The organism is Dyadobacter sp., from assembly GCF_017744695.1.
Classification (GTDB): Bacteria; Bacteroidota; Bacteroidia; order Cytophagales; family Spirosomataceae; genus Dyadobacter.
The window spans coordinates 498,559-519,937 of record NZ_JAGIAS010000005.1; the positions used below are offsets into that span (position 1 = coordinate 498,559).

Consider the following 21,379-nt stretch of genomic DNA (forward strand, 5'->3'; position numbering starts at 1 on the left):
CATGAATACCAAAGTCGATGCATACGTAGTCCAGGCCGCGCAATGGCGGGAAGTGATTGAAGAATTGCGAACCATTTTGCTGGATTGCGGACTGACGGAGGAGTTTAAATGGGGCAAGCCCTGCTATTCGTTCGAAGGCACCAATATCGCGGTCATTCAGGGCTTCAAGGCTTATTGCGCGTTGCTATTCATGAAAGGTTACTTGCTGAGCGATCCCGAAAACGTACTGATCAAAACGGGTGAAAATACGAAGGTAGGACGGCAGATACGCTTTGCCACAGCGGAGGACGTCTTGGTTTTGGAGCCGGTCCTCAAAGCCTATATCCGGGAAGCCGTGCAGGCGGAGCAGTCGGGTATGAAGGTAACGATCGACAAATCATTGCCGGCGCCACCCGAATTGCAGGACACTTTCGACGAAATACCCGCATTGAAGAAAGCTTTCGATGCATTGACGCCCGGGCGGCAGCGGGCATACAATATCTATTTTTCTGCTCCCAAACAATCCCAGACCCGCCAGCTCCGCATCGAGAAAAATATCGAGCGCATCCTGAATGGCAAAGGTTTGAACGACTAGCGTTTTTTAGTGAGTTAAATTAAAAGAAGAAGTATTATGGCCATTGATAAAAAAGAACTGTCAGCAGAAGGTCGCGACGAACTGATTAAGACTTTAAAAGCACGTTTTGAAAAACATAAAAATCGCCACGAAGGCATTCAGTGGGCGGATGTGGAGGCGAGGCTGAATGCCCAAAGCGAAAAGCTGTGGTCGCTCGACCAGATGGAGCTTACCGGCGGCGAACCGGACGTGATCGGTTTCGACAAAAAGACCGGCGAATATATTTTCTACGATTGTGTGGCGGAAAGTCCCAAAGGCCGCCGGAGCCTCTGTTACGATCGCGACGCGTGGAATTTCAGAAAAGAGCACAAGCCGGAAAACACGGCATTGGATATTGCGGCCGAAATCGGGATCGAAATTTTGGACGAGGCAGAATACCGTCATTTGCAGACACTCGGAAAGTTCGACCTTAAAACATCCAGCTGGGTCAAAACGCCGGCCGATATCCGCAAGCTCGGTGGCGGGGTATTCTGCGATCGCCGTTACGACACGGTTTTCTACTACCATAACGGGGCCGAATCGTATTATGCGGCAAGAGGCTTCCGCGGCAAGCTGCGTGTGTGAATGGGTTAAGCTATAAGCTATAAGCGTGCGTACAGCTTACAGCTTATAGCCTACGGCTTACAGCCCAAAATCGCCCAAATGCCCGTCAATAGCCCGCAGTTCGTCTGCTGAAAGCACGACACTCATTGCCTGGGCATTGGAAATGGCCTGACTTGCATTGCGTGCACCCGCCAGCACGACGGTAATGCCCTTTTGGAGTGTGGTCCACCGCAACACAAGCTGGGCGAGCGTCGCTTTCTTTTCCTCGGCAATCGGCGAAAGCTTTTCCAGCAGCGCCTTCACTTTGTCCAGGTCGAATTGGCCGAAGTAACCGTTCCGATGATCGTCGCTCTTCAGGGTTTCATCCCGGAAATACTTGCCGGATAGCAGCCCTCTTTCCATGGGACTGTAAGCGATGATGCCGATGTTGTTTTCAACCGTGTAGGGCACCAGCTCCGCCTCGATAGCGCGGTTCAGCATGCTGTAAGCTACCTGGTTGGATGCCGGGACGAATGTTTTGGACGCCTCTTTCAGTAATGGCAAGCCGTGGTTGGAAACACCTGCCGCACGGATTTTTCCTTGCTGAATGAGTGTTTCCATCGCTTCCATCGTCTCATCGATGGGCGTCGTAATATCCGGCCAGTGCTGTTGTAACAGGTCGATGTAATCGGTGTTCAGCCTTTTGAGGCTCTCCTCCACTTCCTTGATGATATTCGCTTTCGAGGAGTATTTGTAAACGGCAAGGTTTTGACCATTGTCCTCCATATCAAAAAAATGCATTCCTTTTCCGTGGTTGCTGCCATCCCAAACGAGCCCGAACTTGGTGAGGATCTGCACTTTGGTCCGGTCTTTGCCTTTGAGCGCTTCGGCAATCAGTTCTTCACTCAGCCCGAAGCCGTAGAACGGAGCGGTGTCCAGCGAAGTAACCCCATGATCGATAGAAGCATGAATCGCTTCGATTGAATCTTTTTTCTCGTTCCCACCCCACATCGTACCGCCGATCGCAAATGCGCCATACGTGATGGCTGATAGTTCGAGGCCGGTATTTCCTAATGTTCTGTATCCCATTTTGATAAACATGATATTTCCGGCCACAAAATTCATTCGCCTTCATGTATTCTCAAAATAACATAGATCATAGGTTTCTATAATTTATGTAATAGAAATAACCTCAGGGTTTCCTCGCTATAAAGTGTTTGATTTAACCCTTTCGAATCGCAGGCCCAGCGTTCGCGGCGTGGTGAGGTCGATAGCGATTATTTCATTTTTTTTGTTCCTTTTGATGAGAAGATCGGTTTTCAAATCGGGTACCAGGTACCGGTCGCGGGAACAAGGTATCAGCGCGTAGCGCACCCCACTTACAAGTTGCAGTGCTGGTCCCGTCGTTGATTTTACGATCTCGATCGTGGTTTCGGCCTCGCTTGACAAATACTTGCCGATGTGATCTTGCAACGGTGTTTTGATCGCTATGCTGTCAATGAGATAATAGGCCATCGGCTCGGAAGAAGGCGGGGTTACCGTGAGTCCGCCTGCATTGTTGAACCTGAGGTGAATATTGAAAAAGTAGAACTGATGATCGTCAATGGGTTCTAACAGTATGTCCGACAATTGCAGCCCATCCTTGCCCAATGTAATCCCGACGTCCCGCATGGATTGGGCGCTTTTGTAAAAGCCGGTAAACCGTTGCAGTCGTTTTAGATCTATGGGTAAACCCTCTGACTTTTTCCGCGGCAAAGCGGCTATATCCTCCGGCTTTGCGAGGATTTCCAGGACTGCCGTCGCGGGATTAAAACCGACGGTATCCAGCATGGAAGTGTTGCTGAGCCATGCAACAGACAGGCCGAGTGCGGGTGAGCAAATGAGTCTGGCACGGTAAGCGGCGGTTGCGCCGCCGTGATGAAACATCGGTTTGACCATGTTGTGTTCTATAAAAAGCCCGGCGGCATAGTTGTTAATCGTGCCGTCGTTGAGGGTGTCCAAAGCGGTTTGCTTATTCAATAGTGCGTGACCTCCTAATTTCCCGGATGAATAAAATGCCGTCCATTTCAGTAAATCCTCAGCGGTTGTCAATAAGCTGCCAGGACCATGTATTTCGTCGTCCGGCATGAGCGTCCGGAACGTTCCTTTGACGATCTCATAAGCCTGGCTGCGCCCCGGAATCACTTTGCCGAAATCACTTCGCCATTGGGTGTGCGTCATGCCGGCTGGTCCGAAAATGTGTTGCTGCGTAAAATCAGCGAATGACGTCCCGGAAGCTTTTTCGACGATCAGTGCCAGCAGAATGTAATTGGAATTGCTGTACCGGAATGCTTCCCCTGGCTGGTTATTAATGCTTTTCTGGCGGGAAATGATGCGTAGCGCTGCAAGGTTGTCCATCACGCGTAACACGCGCGGAGAGCCCGCCAACTCGGCGATGTCGCTCCATTCGCGAAGCCCGCTTGTGTGATGAATGAGGTGTCGGATGAGGATCGGCTTGCCGTAGGAGGGGAGGCCGGAAATATATTGGCTTACCGGGTCGTCGAGTTTCAATTTCCCCTGTTTTTCCAGTAGTAAAATGGCCGCCGCCGTGAATTGCTTGGACACTGAACCCGCTTCGATGAGGGATTCGGTGGTGAGCGCGGTGCCGGTTTCCAGATTAGCCAATCCCCAGGCTTTGGAATACACCACTTGCCCATTCAGGCTCACGGCCAGTTGGCCGCCTGGTTTATCTTGCGAATAGCACTGGAAGAGGCTGTCGATTTTGCGTTCGGCGCTATTCAGGTCACCCTGGGCGATCGAATTTGAACAGGTCAATGACAACAATACCAGTATGGATGGGAGGTTAAATGTTTGCATGTCAAGTGGTTTACGAGATGTTGGTAATGCCGTTCCCATAACCGATCCGTGTAGGGCATGTGTAGGGTATTTGGGTTTATTAATGTATAAATAAATTTAATATACTCCGCTTTCGTGCTGCTAACCATGTAACCTTTTGTTTCTTTTTTTTTCAGTACTGCGCAATTTTTTGCAGCCATTTCCGCGTTTGGGTTTATATTTGTGAAATTTATTTAAACTAATTATAAATAATTTACTCTCAACTTCTCATAGCCAATAGCCTAAGCCGCATTTCTTCGCGGGTGCGTCTTTTGAACCAGTCTTATGTTCAGTACCATTTGTCTACTATTCTTTCTGGGGTTCCTTTTCTGGATGAACACCTCCACACGAATCTCCTGGCCCGATAAAAACGCGGTGATGGCCTCTTTGGCCGCCAAACCGTTGTACAGCCGTCTTGCGGCAGGCGCGTTGTTTTTGATCGCGACCGTGCTATGCGTCAGTTTGCTGGGAACAGGAAGCGGCCTGTTTGCGGCGGTAGTGATCCTGATGATGGCGGGATCGGTATCCGTGCTCTTTTTTCCATTCCGCTACTTCGGCCCGGCGGGAGTTGCGATACTTTACCTGTGTGGGGTCACACTCGAACTTGTTATCAACTGATTTTATGCCTGCCAATAAGAAATACCTGACCCGATCGCCCTGGTTGCGCCTGAGCAAAATCCTCGCCGGAAGTGTTGGCGGATATGTCGTTATGATGAGCCTGCATTTGTTTTTCACGGCTTTCCTGCCCAAAGAATATGTGATCATCACTGCCTGTTTTACGGGCTACCTGCTTTGGGCTTTCCTGCTGCTTTATGCGTTCATCGCCACGAATGTCTGGCGCGTGTGGGGGCTCTACATCCTGCTGACAATCGTGTTTGCATTGCCTTATCTACTGAAATTCAATCTTAACCATGGATCATAGGAAGTATAATATCTATTTTCACACCCATACGATCAGCGGGATCATCATTGCCGCGTTGTTGTATGTCATATTTTTCGCGGGGTCTTTTTCCTTTTTTAAAGACGATATTTCTGCCTGGCAAAAGGGTAAATCGGAAGTAGGGCACCAGTTTGATCCACCGTACAATCACCTGCTCGATTCGCTTTCGCAGCATTATAACCTCAGGGGCCGCAACTTCAATTTTTACCTGCTGCGCCAGGGACAGGGAACGTACGTGGACATGACGGCCTCGCAGGATACGACGATCAGCAAGCCTAAGCCGAAATCGGCGAAGGAGGAAAGAAAAAGGGGAAGAGGGAGGAAGCAGGACGATGATGCGGCTTATTTCCGCTATCACTTTGCGGACAAAAAGGCCGGCGATTATTCCGATAGCTACGACATGGCCGAGTTCCTGTACCGCCTGCATTTCCTGGCGCAACTGAATCAGGTGGGAATTAATATCGGTACGCCGTTCGGTTACCTGGTCGCGGGTATCGTCGCTTTTCTCTTCCTGTTTGCATTGATTACCGGTTTGCTGCTGCATTGGGAAAAGATCAAATCCAATTTCTTCCTGTTCAGGCCCATGAGCAAATGGAAGACCGTCTGGACGGATATGCACACGGTCCTGGGCGTGATCGGTTTCCCGTTCCAGCTGGTATTTGCGGTGACGGGCGTCGTGCTGATCGTGAACTTTGTGTTACTGGCCCCTTTTGCGAATCTGCTGTACAATGGCGATACCGATAAACTATACGAAAGCCTGCAATACAACAAGACCATCGAAGTAGCATATACCTACAAGCCCATGAACGGTAAGTTCGACATGGATGCATTCGTGGAGAAATGGCAAAATGAATGGAAAGGCAGCAAAATCTCGCGCATTTATATCCGTAACTATATGGACGAGAGCATGCAGGTAAGCCTGGAAGCGAAACCAAACGCCGAGACCAACTTCGCCGGATCGGGATTCGCGACAGTGAACATTGCCAACGGAAAAGTGCTGGAACAAAAATCGCCCAATACCGATGGCAACTATATCGACGGGGTCAAAAGCCTCGTATACCACCTGCATTTCGGGGACTTTGGTGGCAAGCCGCTTCGGATCGTGTTCTTTCTGCTGGGACTGATGGGTTGCGCAGTGATCATTTCGGGCATTATGATCTGGCTGGTGGCGCGCGACAAGGTCGCTACCGAGCTCCGCAAACGCCGGTTCAATTTCTGGGCGAGCAATTTTTTCCTGGCTGCTTGCCTGAGCATGTTACCTGTGACGGCATTCACCTTTATCATGGTTAAAATGCTCGATCACGTCGATCAGGCGGTGATTTACCGAACCTATTTTTACAGTTGGCTCGTACTCGGCACTTACCTGATGGTCCTGCGCAGCCTTCCGCTAATGAACCGTCACACCTTGTTATTTTCGGCTGTTCTTTGCACGGGTGTACCCATTGCCAACGGCATTTCTACCGATCTCTGGATCTGGAATACCTGGCAGCAAGGGGCTTTCGACATCTTTTTCATCGACGCGTTGTTCATCGTCCTTGCGGGCTCGTGCGCGTATGCATTCACCCGCGTGAATGCGGAGGCGAAGACTTTTAAGGTACTTAGCTTACGCAAAGCGCCGGAAAAGGTGTTAAAGGCAAGCTCCGTTAGGGAATAATCGTATCGCCCTGTTACAGGGTTCGCCGCTGGTAATTCTCTCCCCACGCGCAGAGCGAATCCATAATGGGGATCAGGCTTTTGCCGATCTCCGTCAGTTTGTACTCCACCCGTGGCGGCGATTCTGCATAGGCTTCGCGCAGCAGAATGCCGTCCCGTTCCAATTGTTTCAGCTGCGCCGTAAGCGTCGCCTGCGTAATGTGGGGAAGTTTGCGGCGCAGCACACCGAAACGCATCGGGCACTCTTCCCGGATCCTGTTCAGGAGCATCAGCTTCCATTTTCCGCCAATGATGTCGAGCGCGATATTCATCGGATTATTTTTTTCTGAAAAAGATTCAGAACCTTCATTTGTAATTGCCTGATCTACATCAATAGTATCGTTCGCCATACCTGGTATCGTGTTATAAACTACTTGATTACGAGCGCCGGTAGCCTGACTTTTGACCGCAATTGAATGCGGACCGGCCATTTCGGGACGCTCTGATCATCCAACAAAGCAATGAACGTACAAATTTCAAAATGGCTGTTGCTGGCCATTATTTCGTCGTCAGTATTCCTGTCGGTAATGGACATTTTCATCGTCAATGTAGCCATTCCGCATATCAAAACGGGCATTCGCGGCACCGATGGCGATATCCAGCTTGTGATTGCGCTCTACCTGCTGGGTTATGCGGCCTTTCTGGTAACGGGCGGTCGGGCAGGGGATTATTGGGGTAAAAAGAAGGTCTTTATAGCGGCTATGCTGCTGTTTGTAGCAACCTCGGCGGTATGCGGGTTTGCGCAAACACCCTGGGAGCTGAATATCGCCCGTTTCTTCCAGGGCGTCAGCGCCGCTTGGATGATCCCGCAAGGCATCACTTATATCCAGGAGCTGTTTCCAGGTGGCCGGGAGCGGGTCAGAGCCCTGGGAATTTACGGAAGCGTGGCGGGAAGCGCCTCGGTGATCGGCCAGTTTTTGGGAGGTATTTTGCCTGAAATGGATGGGATGCTGGATGGCTGGCGGCTTATTTTCCTCATTAACTTACCCATTGGCTTGCTCGTGATGCCCCTCGCGCTGTTCTTTTTACCTCCCGATCGGCGCCGGCAGAACGCTGGATTCGATCAATCCGGCGTGTTCCTGCTCACAGGGGCGCTCGTTTGCCTGATATACCCGCTCATACGCGGGCGTGAACTGAACTGGCCGTTGTGGTGTATTGGAATGCTCGTCGCGGGAGTTGTTTTGCTCGTTGTTTTTATAAGCGATCAGAAGCAAAAGCGGTTGAAAGGGCATTTGCCATTGCTGGATGTGCGGCTATTCGGTTTCCGTGATTTCAATATCGGGATGGCCATTGTCCTGTTCTACTTCATGGTACAGGATTCCTATTTCCTGATCAACGTCCTGTTGTTGGAAACTGGCCTTGGATTCAGTTCCGCGGAAACAGGGATGCTATTTGTATTTCAGGGAGTGGGTTATGTGATTGCTTCGCTGGTTTCGCTGCGTCTGGTCCCGCTGTTTGGCAAGAAAGTATTACAGGCCGGCGTGCTGATCATGGTCGTCACATTGGCTTTGCATATTGTAGTGCTCAACGGCCCGGAGGTCAATCGGCAGCTGCTTTATCCGATGCTGTTTGCCTATGGCACGGGGTGCGGCTCCGTGTTACCTTCGTTGCTGGCCGTCGGATTGAAAAACATTCCAATTGAACTGGCCAGCGCGGCTTCCGGTACCTTTTCGACTTTTCAGCAAACTGCCATTGCGCTGGGAATAGGGGTCATAGGCGGGATTTTCTTTTCCGGTCTGGGCACGCTGCCGGATGTGGCGGCATACATTTCCGCATACCGTATTGCCACGGTTACGAATATAATATTGCTGGGATTGGTCGGGTTCTTTTTGTGGTTGCTGCCGGGTGACGAGGCAGTATGCAGCGAGATGGCATCGCATTGATATTCGGTATTAAAATGCCATCTTGTACCAGTTCGGTGCAATTTTTCGGGATTTGTAAGTGCTCCGATGGTTACGGCAGACCGTGAACGTCCGTGGATGGAGCAACCGCCATTCACCAGGAATATCCTTTCAGGAAGAACCCAAGCACTGCCGCGATCGCGATAATATACGGCTCCTGTAATTTTTTTATGTAAATCAATGCCAATACGGTGGCGATAGCGATAACCGCGGAGGTCACATCGACAATGGACCGCGTACCGATCACGAACACCGATCCGACCAACGCGCCTACCACGCTCGCGGTGATGCCGTCAACGAAGGCTTTGATGCTCTCGTTTTTGGATATTTTTTTGAAATAGGGTGCAGGAAGGACTGTGAATACAAAACATGGCAGAAAGACACCCAGCGCGGCCACAGCGGCACCGGCAAAGCCGGAAACGAGAAACCCGATGAACCCGACGGTGATTACTACGGGACCCGGGGTAATCATGGCCACCGCGACAGAATCCAGGAATTGTTGTTCGTTGAGCCATGCCATTTCATTTACCACGCCCGCGTGCAGAAACGGAATGATCGCCAGGCCGCTTCCGAACACAAATGCACCGGCTTCGGTGAAAAACAGGGCCAGTTGCAGGAGTTTGGCAGGGTTGGCGGTCCAGAAGCCTGTACCGGCCAGTATTACTGCCGAAAGGGGAGTACCGCTTCGTTGAAGCCATTTCGGCGGCGCCTTGATTACCATGTAGGCCAGGCCCAACACGATGAAGAGCCAAACCTCCTCGCGCTCGGTGATGGCTGTCACCACCGCCATTACCGCAAAGAAAAGCCATAAGATCCACTTGTTTTTGATCGCGGCGACTTCGAGCTTACTGACTGATTTGATGGTAAGTTTATAGCAACTCAACCCGATAATACCGATCACAGCCGAGCCGACCCCATAGAATACCGATTGCATCCACGGTAGGCCACCAAACTGCTGATAAGCCATTCCTAGCAAGACGACCATGATGAAAGACGGCAAAACGAATGCGAGGCCGGTAAGCGTAGCCCCCCAAACACCGTAATGCACATATCCGAGGTAAATACCCAGCTGCGCAGCCAGCGGGCCGGGAGCAAGTTGGGCAAGTGCGAGTCCTTCGCGGTATTCTTCTTCGCTGATCCATTGCCGTTGCTCGACGAGGTCGCGGTGCATGTAGCCGATCAGGGCAACGGGGCCGCCAAAGCCAAAGGTGCCCAGTTTGAGAAAATACCTGGTGAGCGCTGCGAGGCTATATGCATGTACGCGGGTGTCGTTGGAAATGTCCATCATTGCAAGATTCGTTGTCCGGATTTATGGGACAATGTTAGGCAGCGGCCATTTCAAAATATAGAACGGAGATGACGGTTTTGTACACACTTTACTTTTTTAATACTTTGTGTCCGATTGTATATTATTGGTTATGAAAATACACATCATGGGCGCCTCTTGCGCGGGGTCGACCACGCTGGGGAATGCATTATCGGTGGAATTAAAGATACCGTATTTCGATACCGACGACTTTTTCTGGGAACGATCGGAGGTGCCTTACACCGTACGCAGGGATGCGCCTACGCGGAGCAGGATGTTGCAAGAGGCCATTTCGAAGAACAACAGCTACATTGTGGGTGGCTCGCTGATCAGCTGGGGAGATGAATGGCTGTCCCTGTTTGACCTGGTGGTTTTCCTTTACGTTCCGAAGGAGATCAGAATGCAGCGCCTCGTAAACCGCGAAATTGAACGGTACGGCAACATTATCTACACCGATCCTGAAAGAAGCCGTCTTTTCAGGGAGTTTTACGATTGGGCGTCAAAATATGACGACCGGGATTTTTCGGGGCGGAATATTGAGGTCCATGAAGAATGGCTGATGAAAGTTAAATCGCGTGTCGTGGAGATTCGGGGGGATACGACGGTGGCTGAGCGGGTTGGGAAAATGAAAAGGTTGATCAGAGCGGAAGCCTAATCCCGGCGAGCTCGTCCAGTCAGATTATGTGAGGGAGTTAGAGCGCTACTTATAGTGATAGCTATTTTTTACCAACGGAGTGTTATCCTTGAAATCTGCCACTTTTTCAATCACCCGCCCCGCCTGATCAAATGTGTTTTTATAGTCAACATTAGATTCGCTCGCTTCTATGTTGGCCGAAAAAAAATTGCTGACAGTCTTAATCGAAACCAAGTTGTTTGCCCCAAAAACCTGATCAAGAAAAGCAGATCCCGGTTGAAACAACTTGGGTATTTCCGGAAGGCCTTTCAAACCATTGGCTATGTCATCATATCTGTACTCAGATCGGTGTTCCGCTATTACTTTTTCAGATTCGTTGTAGGTAAGGGTCGAAGACATTAAATTTTTACCGGAATAAGTGTAAATCGTCCGCAGGTTGGTGATACCGGCAGTTCTTATCTCCGTAAGGCGGCCTTCCTGGTCATACTGTAATGTGTAAGTGTTATCTTCATCCATGCGGGCGAGACCATTACCATCCACATAATACGAGTAAGTCTTAGTAACCCGATTATGCCTGTCGTACACAAATTCCCGCATGCTCAGCCCTGGATCCAAATCGCCCCAGTAGCCCTCTCCCCTGACCGTGTAATACAGCCGGAAGATCCTATCATCTTTATACTCGTAAATCACGTCACATAATCCTGGCGGGCTGTTTTCAGGCAACAACTGATCTGCAAAACCTACAAGCCTGCCAAGGGTGTCGTAAAGGTATTGCCGAACCCCGGGGGAGCTATGAGCATACTGCTCGCCGTCGACTTCTGTAACAATCTTATCTAATGCCCCGGCAGGGGTTACACTTTTTCGCTTGATAGCCCCAATGTCGGGCCTTTTTACGTTCTGGATCAATAATACCCATTCTTCTTCAACGGGGTCAATGGAATTGGTACAGCCTATGAAACCCACGGCGATTGTAAATAGTGTCAGAAATGAGAATTTGGGAATCTGCATAATTGGGAAGTTAATAAGTCAGACCTTAAGACTATGGAATCGATGTACAGCGTTGCCTGAAATTCTTAACCTATTTTGTTTTGGCATGGAACCAGTCAATGATGTGCTTATCTTCGAAAACAGTGAAAAAATGACGTTTTTAAACGAAAAAAGCGCCCTTTGAGGCGCTTTAAGTGATCCCGCTGGGAACATACTTTATCATGTAACAAATTGCATATCAACTATTTGCCCCCTGTCAAATCTCTTACTCACCTTGTCGCTCACCAGATTGTGGTGGCTGGCTTGCAATTGTCACAAAGGTAAGTTTTTTCTTGTAGTTGGTGGCTGTCCATTTACGGATTGACTCGATCGCAAGAACCAAAATTTACTCGTGGTGTGTGCGATACCAATTTTTGTCGATTTTCCAATTGTTATCCGGGTCGTTTTCCATTAACTCATTGATTGTCTTGATTTCGTTAGGATCATTTGTGTAGACAAAATAGGTAGATGGTGCACTGAAAAAGTTTCTAAAAACAAAAAATGATACTGTTATTTTTCCGGTGCTTTTGTTTCTACGGATACCAATGTCATTTCCGCCATTTGAGACGATGGGAAATTCGTATGGTAGTTGACATATCCATTCATTCCAACTGACATTTGAATTCAATTTGCCGATTTTTGCCAGCTCGACAATCTTAGTTCTCCTTGAGTAGTAAATATGCCAATCAACTTTCTCTATCAGCCGGTTAGGTATACGGTATAGAGTACACAAAAAGAGAGTGATAGCCGCTAATGTAGATAATATCCTTTGTCTTGACAAGGCCCTTATCTCTTGGATAGTTTTAATAATTTGATAAAAAGCCCAAGCGAAAAACCCAATTAGCATTATAAAAAATTGGAGAACAACTAGGAAGTAGGGGACGAAATAATAGTAGATAACACTCAATGTAATCCAGAAAATTACAAAATATTGAAGTGTTCTTGTTTTCATGTTACCCCTAATGTTAGAGACTATATAAGCTTGATTGCGAGCCATGAGGTCTGAAATGCGTAGAACCTAATCATACATTTCAAGCGTCGTCACAAGCCGACGCCTCAGACCATTCAGGCTTCCTTATCGTCGTTTGCCGCCATAAGCTACCAAATATTTGACTATTTCGAACATTCTGAAATAGTAATTATCCCAAGCGTATATCTACGAATATTTATAAAACTCTCCGCCCGCGACTTCGGAGCGACTGGGCGGCCAGATTCAATTGTCCGACAATTGTACATCTGGCCGATTGCAGGTAAGAGGCAATCATTAAATTTTAGAGAATTAGATTGGCTTATGAAGAGAAAGAGGAAAAATCCTATGTACACCCGAATGTTAGACGTGCCACTAAAATTCCTTAATATTGTTAGTAACACCAACGGGATTTTTAGAAACATATTCATTGTATGGGACATAAGCTAGTTTGCCTGACCTGTCAAAAGGCTGCTAATTTAAATGCTGACTATACCCTAGCGGAAAAGCAATCACGAAAGTGCCCGGAATGTGCAGGAGCAATGGCCCTGTATCCCCACCGGTTTAGACCGCCAAGGAAAAACGCTAATAAGAAATGGGCTGTAGTGCGATATCTATATCAGAACGGTCTTACCTTTCACTATATCGCTGAACCTGGCGGAAACGGATATTTTAAGTATCCAGAAACGATGAAAGAAGCAATTGAGTTTGTGAAGAGATTACGGTCTGGTCAATACAGTATTTAAGTAGAACTTTTCCTTCCTATTCAATGGATTCCAAGAACCTTTTCATAAAAAGTAGTACTTATTTTCGGCTTATCACCTGGCAAAGGCAAAATGGTGAAGAGTGGATCTATATTGGCACTGAAACCGATTTTGATTCTGCTAGGGCTGCTGACTTGGTATCTGTGTTAGAAGGAGATGAAATCTATTTTGTCACTGATCGGCATGAATCCAAGCGTGTTGTAAAAGAAGATCTGATAGGCTCTTTAAGAGAAAGAATTGCGGTTGGTAACTTTATTTTATGGGATCTTTCATTCGATGCTGTCGTCGAATTCAATCGAATTGGAGTGGCGAGACAAGGCCTGCGGTTTTAAGTGCAAATTAATTTCCGCCTTTTTGTTTTTCACCTTCTCTCTCGCGATCCCCTCTCTCAAATAGGAGGGGTCGTGAGAGAGAAGGTGCAGCGCTAACCTTCCGTGCCAGATCTTTTCGAAAGCCGCCCTTTCAAAGCCTGCATATCCTCGCTAACCTTGGTGTCAAGGATCTTTGCATAAATCTGCGTTGTTCGAATGTTCGTATGCCCAAGCATCTTGGAAACACTCTCAATCGGGACACCATTCTGCAACGTTATAGTCGTGGCGAACGTATGCCTGGCTACGTGTGAGGTGAGAACCTTCTCAATCCCGCAGAGCACGGCAATCTCTTTCAGGTAGTCATTCATCTTTTGATTGCTCGGCACTGGCAACACGAGGCCGCGAGATTCACGAAGCGGATGGTCTTTATATCTGTCGATGATTTGAAGCGCTTCTGGCTGCAGCGGAATATGCGATTTGACGTTCGTTTTCTTCCGCTGGCTGAATATCCACTGCTCGCCGTCAATCCCTCGCGCTATCTGGCTTTTTTCGAGTTGGACATCGGAGTAAGCCAGGCCGGTGAAACAACAAAAAAGAAAGGTATCCCGGACCTGGGCGAGCCGGTCGCTGGCGAACTCTTTATTCGCCATCAAATCAAGTTCGGCGCGGGTAAGGATCGCTTTATCGACCTTCTTAAACTTGCCCTTAAAGTTCAGATAAGGATCAAGATTCATCCAGCCATTCCCCAGGCAAATGTTGATGATCTTACGAAACATTTTCATATGTTTCACCACTGCATTATTGCCCATCTTACGAACTGAGCGCAGATAGAACTCATAATCGGCGATGAAAGCGAAATCGATACGGCTGATGTCGGTATCCGCAACGTTGTAGTCATGCTTCAAAAATGCCATTGTATGGCGTTCGAGCACCTTGTAGCGGTTGAATGTGCCGATAGCATATTCTTGGCCGATCAATGCCTTCATCCGCTCGTTATGGTCAGCGATCACTTCCATCAGTAGCCGCTGCTTGGGGCCGACCCCTAAAAACTTGTTTTTGATTGTTTCCGCTGTTATCAAAGCATTGTCACGAACCAACGCGGCATGAGCGTCCAGTAATTGTTGTTCCAAGTTATTGAGATAAGAATTAAGCGACTTTACAGCCTCCCTGATACCTGTAACTCTTCCCGCAACCGCATTCCATCGACCCGGCTCGCATTCCCGTCCGGTCGAAAACTCTACTCTTTTACTGGATCAAGACCAAATGTTGTGGAGCGACTTGGATTAAGCATATAGTTGAGTAAGCCGGTAAAGGAAAAACTCAATGTTCCGAACGCCTCGGAACTGTGCCCTGAATGCCTTGATCTTGGCATTGAAAGATTCTGCCGAGGCGTTGGTGCTTCGGTTATCAAAATAATTTACGATAGACTTATAATGGTTCTGGATCGAGCGGGCAACGGTATTGAATGATTTAAAGCCGGACTGCCGTACCTTTTCATGCCATTTGGCCAGTCTGGTCAATCCGTATATTTTCTGGGTCGTAGTCGTGAAGATGTTACTGAGCTCTATTGTCAGTTCGTACGCTTTTTTCAAATCAGGGAAGCGTTCAAAGAGAAGCAGGGCGCGTTCTTTTTGGCTATCTATCCAGGCATTGGGCTTTTTGTATAGCGCATACCTGCTTCGAGCCAATAGTTGTTTAATGGTGTGGCCATTAGATAATATCTCCGGATGATATTCATTCTGAGATATTTTAGCCTGCTCAATAGCATCGTTTTCTTGATCCAGGGCTTCCCAGCGATGTTTGATCCGGATATCTTGGAGGGCATCAATGGCTAGTCTTTGAACATGGAAACGGTCGGTCACCCGCACCGCCCGTGGGAAGCATCGCTTGGCGATCATGGACATACTGCCTGCCATGTCAAGGGTGATTTCTGACACTTTCTTCCGCAGCGGTTCCGGGATTTTGCGAAGTACCTCAATCACTGCTTCTGCCTTAGTTCCAGCCACTATTGCTACAATGCAGCCGCGGCCACCTTTGGCAGATTTATTGGTAAGAATAGTGTACAGTTCACCGTGAGAAAGGCTAGTCTCATCGATTGATAAATGAGAACCGATGTTTTCAGGAAACAACAGCCACTTTTTGGCATGGGCTCGCTGGTTCCAATCTTTAAACCCACTTTGAAAATCGCGGTCGCTTCGGCGATCCGAATTGACGCAATAATGCTCTACCACCAACTCCGTAGAACCCTCCAATAGACCCGATATTATTCGGGTTGGTATCTACCGATTTCTTTTAAAAAAGCGGAAAACTCACTCGTCATCCGCGTTCCATTAGCCACCTCAGTCCAGTCTCTGTAAACAACTTTACCAGTCTTGGCATTCAGCCATCTGCGGCGTTTGATGTGAAGGAACACCTTATGACCACGGATTGGAAAATCTTGAACTGTTATCGCCGGGAAAAAGCCTTTGGAGAGCAGGTTCTTTCTTTCTGGATCATTCTCGTCTGTATTTTTCTCATCGATATGCACATGAAAGACACTGTCCTGCCGGTCGATAGAAGTTAACTCAAAATTTTCGAGGATAAACTCGGGTAGTAGGAACTGAATGATAGGCAAGAAACTCTCCAAAACAGACCAGGTTGATTAAAAACACAAACCTAGAAAAATCCTATGCGCTCCACAAGTTTTGGCATTGAGCCGAGAACATTGCAAGTTTCATTGCAAGTTGGAGGCAAATATAAGAAAAAAGCACTTAACATGATTGTTAAGTGCTTGATTTTCAAGAGCCCCCAGTCGGGATCGAACCAACGACCTACTGATTACAAGTCAGTTGCTCTACCAGCTGAGCTATGGAGGCCTTTTTTCTTTGTGATACCGTTTGTTACTCCGTTATCATGGTGCAAAAGTAGTCGAGCGGGATATACAATGCAACCTTTTCAAAGTAAATTTTTCAACTTTTTTTTCAGGTTTTAGATAGCCTCCTGAATAATAGTGAGTTGATGTTTCAGCTCGTCCAACTGGCTTAATGCATTATTGATCTTTCTTTCAAATTCTGCTTTCAAACGATCCGAAGTTTTCGATTTCGCGAAGAATTCGATGTTATTCTGCCAAAGTGCAATGTCGTTTTCAAGTTGCGTGATCTTGCGGCGGATGTCGTTTTCTTTGCGGTAAAGGTTGCGGTTGCTTTCACCGTCGCGTACCAGTTCCACTTCACTTTCGAGCACGGCTTGCTCTTTCTCTTTGGTCGAAAGCTGGCCGATGGCGCTTACATAGGTGTTGATAGCCGCGATATAACGCTTCTGAATAGCCTGCATGTCTTTCTTGGGTACAAACCCTATCGACGACCATTCCGACTTGAATGCGCTTAGCAAATTGAGCGAAGACTCGTCTTTGTCCTTCGCTGCGGCCTCGATCCGGTCGATGAGGTCGGTTTTCAGTTTCAGATTGTTTTCGAATTCTTCTTCCACTTCCCGGTTTTTGGCGCGTTTCTGGTCGAAATAAGCGTCGCAAGCCTTTTTGAAGCGGTCGTAAATGGTGTCTTTGAATTTCTCGGGAACCTGGCCGATGCCTTTCCATTTCTTTTGCAGCTCGATTACCTTCTGCGTGGTGGCCGGGTTGTCCTCACCGGTCGACAGTACGGCTTCGGCTTCCTCGCAAAGCTGGTTTTTCAGGTCGAGGTTTTGTTCGCGTTTAGCTTCCAGCTGACGGAAGAATTCGCCTTTGTTATTGAAAAACGTTTTCAGCGCAGCCCAGAACTTCTTGCTCAGCTCTTTGCCTTCCTCACGCGGCATAATGCCTTTCAGGGCCACCCATTGATCCTGGAACGCCATAATGTCTTTCGTTTTGGCATTCCATTCTTTGATGCTTCCCGAGTTGTAGGTAGTGAACGGAACGATCGCTTCGTAAATTTTCAGCTTCTGTTCGTAGTTCTCCTGCATGGATTTCTTCTGCTCGGCAAACTGGCCGCGCTGCGCATCATAAAGCACGTCAAGTGCCTCTTTGAAGCGCTGCCACAGTTTTTCCTGATCTTCTTTCGGAGCAGGGCCCAAGTGTTTGTATTCTTCAAAAATGTGGTTGGCTTCGTTCAGGATCTCGCGCGTCATCGGACGGCTTTCCAGCGATTTTCCAAGCTCTTCCACTTTCTCGCACAACTCCGCCTTCAGTTCCGCATTGCGGCGGCGGTCGAGTTCTTTGAGTTCGAAGTAGATGTTGCGGTTGCTGAAATAGCGGTCGATCAGCGCATTATACGTCGCCCAAAGCGTACCGTTATGCGGCGACGCCACGTTGCCTGCGGCTTTCCATTCTTCCTGGATTTTTTTGAATTCTTCCCAACTCGATTTCAGGCCGGTTGCATCCGTTTCGCGCGTACCCTCCTCGTCCACGAGCGCACGCAGGCGGCCGAGCAACGCGGTTTTTACATTGAAATTCTTCTCTTTTTCCTTCTCCTGGCTTTGATAGAAGGCATTTTTAAGACCACGGATCTCACGGCTCAGCGAGTCGATTTTCTGCGTATCGCCGTCGTATTTGTATTCGAACCCGTCTTCACCGCCTGTTTCTTCGACAAACGTTTTCAGCGCAGCTTCGCGGTCTTTATGTTTGATCTGGTCGAGCACCGTACGAACCCCTCTGGCCACAGCCTCCGCCTTTTTCAGTTGAGCAGCAGTTGCTGCCTCGCCGCGAATGCCTGCCAGTTCGTTTTCCAACAGGTTAACCAGTTGCTCCTTAGATAATTGGCTGTAATCCACATCAGGCGTTTCCTCCTCGTGCTCCTCCGTCAACTCATTGTTAAGATCAATTTCAAGGGTATCAATCGTTTTGGGTGCCAGGTCGTCCTGCTCTTCGCTTTTGACCCCTTCTTGTTGTTCTTGTGCCATCGTGATGCTTGTTTCGTACGTACGGTCTCTTAAAGATTACAAATCTAATAATCTTTCCTCTGAAATGGCTACTTTTGGCATCCCAACATTGAACATATTAGTATCCAATGGATCATAACATAGCAAATATCCGTTACGACTATCAGCTCAAAGGGCTACTGGAGGCCGATCTCGATCCAGATCCACTGAAACAGTTCAGGTTATGGTTTAACGACGTGCGCGAAGCGGACATCAGCGAAGCCAATGCGATGCTACTCAGTACGGTATACGAAGGCCGTCCGACGGGCAGGATCGTGCTCCTGAAAGACCTCGATGACAGGGGCTTTTCCTTCTTCACAAATTACGACAGTAAAAAGGGCCGGGAAATCGAGGCAAATCCGCAGGTGGCGCTCACATTTTTCTGGAAAGAGCTTGAAAGACAGGTTCGTATCGAAGGAAGGATCGAGAAGACTTCCGAAGCGGAATCCAGTGAATACTTCGCTGTGAGGCCCCGGGGAAGTCAGATCGGCGCCTGGGCATCTCACCAGAGCGAAGTGATCCCCAATCGCGAATTTCTGGAAGAAAAAACAGCGGAACTGAAAGCCCGTTTTGAAGGTCAGCCGGTGCCCCGTCCACCGCACTGGGGCGGCTACCGAGTGGTGCCGGATTACGTAGAATTCTGGCAAGGGAGGCCCAGCCGTTTGCACGACCGGTTAGCTTATACGAAGGTTGGAGGGGAGTGGAAGATTGAGCGGCTTTCGCCGTGATAATTTTGACCGGGTCGCCGGAGCGATGGTTGAATGAGTGAATGAGTGAATAGGCGGTTCACAGAATAGCACCATTCAATCATTCAATCATTCAATCATTCAATCATTCAATCATTCGGTCATTCAATCATTCTTATTTCCTTTCGCTCATCGGAACGAAATCCCGTTTCGGAGCTCCGGTGTAAATCTGACGCGGGCGGCCTATCGGCTCTTTGTTCACGCGCATTTCTTTCCATTGCGCGATCCATCCCGGCAGACGGCCGATCGCGAACATTACCGTGAACATGTTAGTAGGTATGCCCAACGCACGGTAGATGATACCTGAATAGAAATCGACGTTCGGGTAAAGCTTGCGTTGTACGAAGTAATCGTCTTCCAAAGCTGCTTTTTCAAGTTTCTGGGCGATTTCGAGAACCGGATCGTTGATGCCGAGTTTGTTGAGCACATCGTCCGCAGCCTTTTTGATGATGCGCGCGCGCGGGTCGAAGTTTTTGTAAACGCGGTGACCGAAACCGAACAAACGGAAGCCGCTGCTCTTGTCTTTGGCCATATTAATGTATTTCTGCGTATCACCACCGTCGGCCTTAATCGCTTCGAGCATTTCGATCACTTCCTGGTTGGCGCCGCCGTGGAGCGGGCCCCACAATGCGCTGATACCTGAGGAAATAGATGAGAAAATGTTGGCGTGTGACGATCCTACCAGTCTTACAGTCGAGGTGGAGCAGTTTTGCTCATGGTCGGCGTGGAGGATCAGCAGTTTATTCAATGCTGCGGAAACAACCGGATCCACATTGTATTTCGCTACGGGAAGCGAGAACATCATGTTCAGGAAGTTCGAGCAGTAATCGAGTTCGTTTTGCGGGTAATTCACCGGGTGGCCCTGCGATTTTTTGTACGACCAGGTGGCGATCGTAGGGAGTTTCGCGAGCAGGCGGATAATATGCAGTTGTGTCTCCGCTTCTGAATTCTGAGCGTTGGCATCCGGGTAGAAGGCGCTCATCGCGCTCACCAGCGACGAAAGCACGCCCATCGGGTGTGCATTCACCGGGAAGCCTTCGAAAATCTTGCGCATGTCCTCGTTCACGAGCGTATGCGTACGGATTTCATGTTCAAATTCAGCGAATTGTTTTTCAGTAGGAAGCTCTCCGTAAATGAGCAGATAAGCAACTTCGAGGAAAGAAGATTTTTCGGCCAGGTCCTCGATCGAGTAACCTCTGTAATTCAGAACGCCTTCTTCTCCGTCCAGAAATGTAATGGCACTTTTGGTCGCACCGGTATTCTTGTAACCTGGATCAATCGTAATATACCCTGTCTGGTCGCGTAATTTGGAGATATCTATCGCCTTTTCCTGCTCACTACCTTCAATTATCGGAAACTCGTACTTTTTACCATCAAGGGTCAATTCAGCTATTTGGGACATAGAAATAAGAATAAAATTAAAAAGGTTAATGAACAGGCAGGCCAATCGGTCAATTCAAGCCAAAGTTTTTCGTTAACAGCGATTTACTTACCCAACAAGTTAATTTTGTGTTAAATGGCTGCGGGTTTAACCATTTCCCGGTCCGACACAAGCCGCAATATCCTAAAAAACCGCGTACTTTCTATTATTATCCGTGGTTTATTTGTGAAAATTCAAGACGGGAACAATAATATTTCACAATTTGAAGGATTTATGAGAATATTCTACTGTCTTGCGCCATTTGGACAACAATTTATAGTTTCATAACCCCGCTACGCTGCTCCTGGGCCACTTTTTCCTTCTGTTAAGGCATCATTAAGCGGTTCTTTGGCGAGCACTCGCTTGATGAGATACCTCAGGTTCAGCCCCGTTAGGATAACCGGCAACAAATGCGCCCCGTAAATGAACGACTTGCCCGTAATCCGGTAGGAAAATGACGAAAAAGTCACGAACACATACATAAACCAGAACAACGCGACGCCCGTCAGGAGCAGATAGCTGAAAATAGCCGTCCTTTTTTGTGTGAACCTGTAAACCAGCTCACAAACAGCCAGCGACACGCCCACCACGATCATGACCGTCAGCAGCGCTCTCGGGAAATTGCGGATATAATGGTGCTTGTATACCAATACACCGATCTTCCCGATCAGATTCGGATGCGCGAGGAGGTATGCATCCGTTACACTCAGTACCAGCAGCAATAACAGGCTGCTCCATTTGCGATTCATTCTTAACGACGTTTTTTTGGTTGG

The 21,379-nt window shown here is 48.3% G+C and carries 21 protein-coding genes and 1 tRNA gene; 9 read left to right on the forward strand and 13 right to left on the reverse strand.

Annotated elements, in window-relative coordinates; genetic code table 11:
* Position 1: 1 nt before the first annotated feature.
* Both J7619_RS20530 and J7619_RS20535 read left to right on the forward strand, forming a co-directional pair.
* Complete coding sequence (locus J7619_RS20530) at positions 2–574, forward strand: YdeI family protein (RefSeq protein ID WP_291202955.1); 573 nt, start codon at positions 2–4, stop codon at positions 572–574.
* Positions 575–610: 36 nt separating this feature from the next.
* On the forward strand, positions 611–1,177 hold the full coding sequence (locus tag J7619_RS20535; protein WP_291202958.1) for a DUF4256 domain-containing protein: 567 nt from the start codon (positions 611–613) through the stop codon (positions 1,175–1,177).
* A gap of 57 nt (positions 1,178–1,234) precedes the next feature.
* Here J7619_RS20535 and J7619_RS20540 read toward each other — a convergent pair whose 3' ends face one another.
* On the reverse strand, positions 1,235–2,260 hold the full coding sequence (locus J7619_RS20540; protein ID WP_310589813.1) for an aldo/keto reductase: 1,026 nt from the start codon (positions 2,258–2,260) through the stop codon (positions 1,235–1,237).
* A gap of 81 nt (positions 2,261–2,341) precedes the next feature.
* Positions 2,342–3,991, reverse strand: a complete 1,650-nt coding sequence (locus J7619_RS20545; RefSeq protein ID WP_291202962.1) for a serine hydrolase — start codon at positions 3,989–3,991, stop codon at positions 2,342–2,344.
* 303 nt (positions 3,992–4,294) lie between these two features.
* Between J7619_RS20545 and J7619_RS20550 the strand changes: the two genes are divergently transcribed.
* From J7619_RS20550 to J7619_RS20560, 3 genes are read left to right on the forward strand one after another with little or no spacing between them, the layout of a single operon-like run.
* The gene (locus J7619_RS20550; RefSeq protein ID WP_291202965.1) at positions 4,295–4,627 is read left to right on the forward strand and encodes a hypothetical protein; all 333 of its coding nucleotides are present in this window, start codon (positions 4,295–4,297) and stop codon (positions 4,625–4,627) included.
* Between the two features lie 4 nt (positions 4,628–4,631).
* On the forward strand, positions 4,632–4,931 hold the full coding sequence (locus J7619_RS20555; RefSeq protein WP_291202968.1) for a hypothetical protein: 300 nt from the start codon (positions 4,632–4,634) through the stop codon (positions 4,929–4,931).
* Positions 4,921–6,603, forward strand: coding sequence for a PepSY domain-containing protein (locus J7619_RS20560; RefSeq protein WP_291202971.1), 1,683 nt, complete (start codon positions 4,921–4,923; stop codon positions 6,601–6,603). The genes J7619_RS20555 and J7619_RS20560 overlap by 11 nt, the downstream gene beginning before the upstream one ends.
* Positions 6,604–6,616: 13 nt before the next feature.
* On the opposite strand, the gene J7619_RS20565 is transcribed toward J7619_RS20560, so the two are convergent.
* Positions 6,617–6,913: a helix-turn-helix domain-containing protein gene (locus J7619_RS20565; protein WP_291202974.1), complete on the reverse strand. Its 297-nt coding sequence runs from the start codon at positions 6,911–6,913 to the stop codon at positions 6,617–6,619.
* A 189-nt stretch (positions 6,914–7,102) separates the two neighbouring features.
* Between J7619_RS20565 and J7619_RS20570 the strand changes: the two genes are divergently transcribed.
* A complete protein-coding gene (locus J7619_RS20570; RefSeq protein WP_291202979.1) occupies positions 7,103–8,524 on the forward strand; it encodes an MFS transporter in 1,422 nt (473 codons plus the stop codon).
* A 112-nt stretch (positions 8,525–8,636) separates the two neighbouring features.
* Here J7619_RS20570 and J7619_RS20575 read toward each other — a convergent pair whose 3' ends face one another.
* A complete protein-coding gene (locus J7619_RS20575; protein WP_291202981.1) occupies positions 8,637–9,830 on the reverse strand; it encodes a chromate transporter in 1,194 nt (397 codons plus the stop codon).
* 130 nt (positions 9,831–9,960) lie between these two features.
* On the opposite strand from J7619_RS20575, the gene J7619_RS20580 reads away from it, so the two are divergent.
* Entirely contained in the window at positions 9,961–10,503 is a 543-nt protein-coding gene (locus J7619_RS20580; RefSeq protein ID WP_291202984.1) for a shikimate kinase, read from the forward strand.
* 45 nt (positions 10,504–10,548) lie between these two features.
* Here J7619_RS20580 and J7619_RS20585 read toward each other — a convergent pair whose 3' ends face one another.
* Together J7619_RS20585 and J7619_RS20590 are read right to left on the reverse strand one after the other, a co-directional pair.
* Positions 10,549–11,490 (reverse strand): hypothetical protein, encoded by a 942-nt coding sequence (locus tag J7619_RS20585; protein ID WP_291202987.1) that lies wholly within the window; start codon positions 11,488–11,490, stop codon positions 10,549–10,551.
* A gap of 364 nt (positions 11,491–11,854) precedes the next feature.
* Positions 11,855–12,460 carry a hypothetical protein gene (locus J7619_RS20590; protein ID WP_291202990.1) on the reverse strand — a complete coding sequence of 202 codons (606 nt, stop codon included), beginning with the start codon at positions 12,458–12,460 and terminating at the stop codon, positions 11,855–11,857.
* A 784-nt stretch (positions 12,461–13,244) separates the two neighbouring features.
* Between J7619_RS20590 and J7619_RS20595 the strand changes: the two genes are divergently transcribed.
* Positions 13,245–13,571 carry a hypothetical protein gene (locus J7619_RS20595; RefSeq protein ID WP_291202993.1) on the forward strand — a complete coding sequence of 109 codons (327 nt, stop codon included), beginning with the start codon at positions 13,245–13,247 and terminating at the stop codon, positions 13,569–13,571.
* A gap of 92 nt (positions 13,572–13,663) precedes the next feature.
* On the opposite strand, the gene J7619_RS20600 is transcribed toward J7619_RS20595, so the two are convergent.
* From J7619_RS20600 to J7619_RS20620, 5 genes are all read right to left on the reverse strand, one after another.
* Complete coding sequence (locus tag J7619_RS20600) at positions 13,664–14,680, reverse strand: site-specific integrase (protein ID WP_291202996.1); 1,017 nt, start codon at positions 14,678–14,680, stop codon at positions 13,664–13,666.
* 153 nt (positions 14,681–14,833) lie between these two features.
* Positions 14,834–15,802, reverse strand: coding sequence for a transposase (locus tag J7619_RS20605; protein WP_409012753.1), 969 nt, complete (start codon positions 15,800–15,802; stop codon positions 14,834–14,836).
* A gap of 11 nt (positions 15,803–15,813) precedes the next feature.
* Positions 15,814–16,176 carry a transposase gene (locus tag J7619_RS20610; protein ID WP_291202999.1) on the reverse strand — a complete coding sequence of 121 codons (363 nt, stop codon included), beginning with the start codon at positions 16,174–16,176 and terminating at the stop codon, positions 15,814–15,816.
* A gap of 156 nt (positions 16,177–16,332) precedes the next feature.
* Positions 16,333–16,405, reverse strand: a tRNA-Thr gene (locus J7619_RS20615).
* A 112-nt stretch (positions 16,406–16,517) separates the two neighbouring features.
* Positions 16,518–18,422, reverse strand: coding sequence for a DUF349 domain-containing protein (locus tag J7619_RS20620; RefSeq protein WP_291203002.1), 1,905 nt, complete (start codon positions 18,420–18,422; stop codon positions 16,518–16,520).
* Positions 18,423–18,529: 107 nt separating this feature from the next.
* On the opposite strand from J7619_RS20620, the gene pdxH reads away from it, so the two are divergent.
* The gene (gene pdxH / locus J7619_RS20625; RefSeq protein WP_291203005.1) at positions 18,530–19,168 is read left to right on the forward strand and encodes a pyridoxamine 5'-phosphate oxidase; all 639 of its coding nucleotides are present in this window, start codon (positions 18,530–18,532) and stop codon (positions 19,166–19,168) included.
* Positions 19,169–19,301: 133 nt separating this feature from the next.
* Here pdxH and J7619_RS20630 read toward each other — a convergent pair whose 3' ends face one another.
* On the reverse strand, positions 19,302–20,588 hold the full coding sequence (locus tag J7619_RS20630) for a citrate synthase (protein WP_106595476.1): 1,287 nt from the start codon (positions 20,586–20,588) through the stop codon (positions 19,302–19,304).
* Positions 20,589–20,899: 311 nt separating this feature from the next.
* Entirely contained in the window at positions 20,900–21,355 is a 456-nt protein-coding gene (locus J7619_RS20635; protein WP_291203009.1) for a hypothetical protein, read from the reverse strand.
* Positions 21,356–21,379 lie beyond the last annotated feature (24 nt).

Bases quoted from the DNA above. Each gene is read 5' to 3' on its own strand.
- J7619_RS20595 (WP_291202993.1), top strand. From the start codon at position 13,245: ATGGATTCCAAGAACCTTTTCATAAAAAGTAGTACTTATTTTCGGCTT.
- J7619_RS20560 (WP_291202971.1), top strand. From the start codon at position 4,921: ATGGATCATAGGAAGTATAATATCTATTTTCACACCCATACGATCAGC.
- J7619_RS20575 (WP_291202981.1), bottom strand. From the start codon at position 9,830: ATGATGGACATTTCCAACGACACCCGCGTACATGCATATAGCCTCGCA.
- J7619_RS20570 (WP_291202979.1), top strand. From the start codon at position 7,103: ATGAACGTACAAATTTCAAAATGGCTGTTGCTGGCCATTATTTCGTCG.
- J7619_RS20550 (WP_291202965.1), top strand. From the start codon at position 4,295: ATGTTCAGTACCATTTGTCTACTATTCTTTCTGGGGTTCCTTTTCTGG.
- J7619_RS20635 (WP_291203009.1), bottom strand. From the start codon at position 21,355: ATGAATCGCAAATGGAGCAGCCTGTTATTGCTGCTGGTACTGAGTGTA.
- J7619_RS20585 (WP_291202987.1), bottom strand. From the start codon at position 11,490: ATGCAGATTCCCAAATTCTCATTTCTGACACTATTTACAATCGCCGTG.
- J7619_RS20530 (WP_291202955.1), top strand. From the start codon at position 2: ATGAATACCAAAGTCGATGCATACGTAGTCCAGGCCGCGCAATGGCGG.
- J7619_RS20535 (WP_291202958.1), top strand. From the start codon at position 611: ATGGCCATTGATAAAAAAGAACTGTCAGCAGAAGGTCGCGACGAACTG.
- pdxH (WP_291203005.1), top strand. From the start codon at position 18,530: ATGGATCATAACATAGCAAATATCCGTTACGACTATCAGCTCAAAGGG.
- J7619_RS20590 (WP_291202990.1), bottom strand. From the start codon at position 12,460: ATGAAAACAAGAACACTTCAATATTTTGTAATTTTCTGGATTACATTG.
- J7619_RS20555 (WP_291202968.1), top strand. From the start codon at position 4,632: ATGCCTGCCAATAAGAAATACCTGACCCGATCGCCCTGGTTGCGCCTG.
- J7619_RS20630 (WP_106595476.1), bottom strand. From the start codon at position 20,588: ATGTCCCAAATAGCTGAATTGACCCTTGATGGTAAAAAGTACGAGTTT.
- J7619_RS20620 (WP_291203002.1), bottom strand. From the start codon at position 18,422: ATGGCACAAGAACAACAAGAAGGGGTCAAAAGCGAAGAGCAGGACGAC.
- J7619_RS20565 (WP_291202974.1), bottom strand. From the start codon at position 6,913: ATGAATATCGCGCTCGACATCATTGGCGGAAAATGGAAGCTGATGCTC.
- J7619_RS20580 (WP_291202984.1), top strand. From the start codon at position 9,961: ATGAAAATACACATCATGGGCGCCTCTTGCGCGGGGTCGACCACGCTG.
- J7619_RS20540 (WP_310589813.1), bottom strand. From the start codon at position 2,260: ATGAATTTTGTGGCCGGAAATATCATGTTTATCAAAATGGGATACAGA.
- J7619_RS20545 (WP_291202962.1), bottom strand. From the start codon at position 3,991: ATGCAAACATTTAACCTCCCATCCATACTGGTATTGTTGTCATTGACC.